1 protein-coding gene is annotated in these 2,439 nt (G+C 57.5%); it reads right to left on the minus strand.

Going from position 1 to position 2,439, the window contains the following annotated elements; translation table 11 throughout:
- Positions 1-244: 244 nt before the first annotated feature.
- Positions 245-2,311, minus strand: coding sequence for an AAA family ATPase (locus ACZYOF_RS43395; protein ID WP_463719548.1), 2,067 nt, complete (start codon positions 2,309-2,311; stop codon positions 245-247).
- Positions 2,312-2,439 lie beyond the last annotated feature (128 nt).

The following is a 2,439-nucleotide window of genomic DNA, read 5'->3' on the forward strand; positions in this document are numbered from 1 at the left end:
CTTGTCACTATCGCAAACCGCCGCTTGCAGCATCAGCTGCAGGCCGCTTAAACTCTAACCCCTGATGAGCCAGAGCCTCCCTTCTCGAAAAGCTTGATCTGTCTCAAATTATCTGACGACGGACACTATTCCAAAATGAGTCATTGGAGCGTGGGAAAGAGAGTTGACCTTCCAGTTCGAGTAAAGAGCGGACTGTCATCCGAAGGGGAAGCGGATCGGGCTCCGAGCGAGGCAAAACACAAACTTAGGCTTGAAGCGCATTTACGATGCGGAGGGTCCTTCGGACGTAGCCGGTGAGCTCGTTAGGATCGATGTGATCCGGGGTGATGTCCGCCGCATTCTCCCCGTGGTGATATTGGCTGGTATAACCATTGATCTGGTCCAACTCATCGTAAAGCGCCTGAGCCGGGTGAGTTGCCCCGCCCGCGCGGATCTTTCCAACCATATCGCCCAGCCAGTCATTGGCTAGAAAGCTCGACGGATAGGTAGTGCGGCAATAGGTTTCCAGCACGACACGCATCTTCCGGATCACGTCAACCAGCGTGCCGCTCCCATTTGTCAGGTAGGACTGCAGGTCATCGATGTCGGTGGCGGTGCGGCCTTGGCATGCCTTCTCCAGATCGATAATGGATAATTTCGAGCCATTAGCGCGATGATCCGAAATGCCGAGCGATACCCGCTCGGAGTGAGGCGCTTTGTCCCAAAGCTGCTTGAGGAACGTTGCATCGTGGGAGAGGACGATGACCTGCAGGCAGCTGGCAGCGACCTTCATGATCTCGTGCACGGTCTGCCGGCGCCGAAAGGCATCCTGGCTGTTAAAGGGATCGTCAAAGACAACGATCGTGTTCTTAGCTTGCGGATCTTGCTCCAGGTGCGCCAGGAAAAAGGCCAGTGCAAGTGTCGTGCGGTCGCCAGCACTCAGCGTGTTCTTGAAGCTCGGCAAGGCCGTTGAAGTCTTGCCATCGCCAATGTCGATCGCGGTGTTGTTTATGACGAGTTGATAGCTCGACGTGGCGATGCCACCGGGATAGCCGTGCTTGGTTTCGGCAATCTTGAAGCCGGCATTGAAGGCTTCCAGAAACGTATTGATGCGGTTCTCGTAAGGCTTGACGACGCTTTTGGTGTGAGCGTCCAATGCTGAACGCGCCTTCTCTTTGCGGTCCTCTACTGTCTGTTTGTCGGTGACGAGCTTGTTATGCTGATCGCAAAGCGCCTTAACGGCCAACGTGTGGCGAGTCTGGATCGCCTTCAACCGGATCAACTCGACCTCGGCCGTTCTTAGGTCCACCGAGCCCGTCTCGGTCTTCTTTGCTGCGATCGACACGTTGGTCATTCTGACTGCGGCGTTCACTGCGTCCAACCCGCCCTTTGCGGTGTTATAGGCCGCAAGTGCGGCTTCGAATTCCGTCCCCATCTCAATTGCTTCGAGCGGGGTATCCGCCTTGCGCCGAAGAAGCGCCAAGGCAGCGTTGTGCAGGTTGGTCGCTGCCTCGTAGAAGATGGAATACGGTTCAAGCGGCAGCGCACCTACCGGGCAATACTGGGTCCAGAAATCGACAGATCCTCTGTTCTGTTCCGCCAGCGTCTTCATCCTTGCAAGAGCGGCATCACCGAGCAGATTAGCCACGGATGCAATTGCAGTCGCGATCTCAGTGGCAAGTGCAGCGTAGCGTTCGCTAAATATGGCGCGATACGCGGCGACAACTTCCAGGCCCGTTATATGCTGGCCGCAGAATGGGCAGGTGTCGGAAGCATGTACGAGCCCTCCGGCGATCCAGTTGCCGCCTCCGTCGGTCATGTTGTGGGTGGCCAGATGGTCTGCCAGCAGCTTTTCTGCGTCTGCCGAGATGCCATCGAGCGTCTGTTCCAGAAGGTTCGCAAAGTTCGACGGCAATTCCGGCGTCGGATATTCAGCCAGGGCTTTGCGGTCCACGATCGCGGTAGCCTGTCTGGCCGCATCGACTTTTTGCTGCTGGGTCGCGATCTGGCTGCCGATATCGGCCGTCTCCGGCAGTGCAATGAACTGCTCGAGCTTCATGCCTGCCGGGATGTGAGGCTGCACCGCCTTCGCGGCATTGCTGATCTCGCCGGTCAGGGTGCGGCTCTGCTGGGCCAATGTGGCATCCTGCTCAGCGAGCTTGACACCTTGGCTGCCGATGATGACGCGGTACAGATTGCGCTTCTGCTCAATATCCACCACGTCGCCGGAGTGGACATTCTCTGCCACAAACACACCGTCAAAGATAGCGACGGCCGGTCGCGTGGTGGTCCAGGCCTGTTCGTGAAACCGGATCGGGCCAGTATCGAACAATAGTAAGCGGTAAGAGCTCCCACGTTCGCAGTGATCAGCGGGCGCGTGCGTAGCGGATCGGCATCCAGTATTGGCGCAGCGCCTCGACGGCCGCTGGGATATCGAGGTGGGCATTGCGAAGAAAGTCC

Source organism: Bradyrhizobium sp. LeoA1Lang, assembly GCF_055413685.1.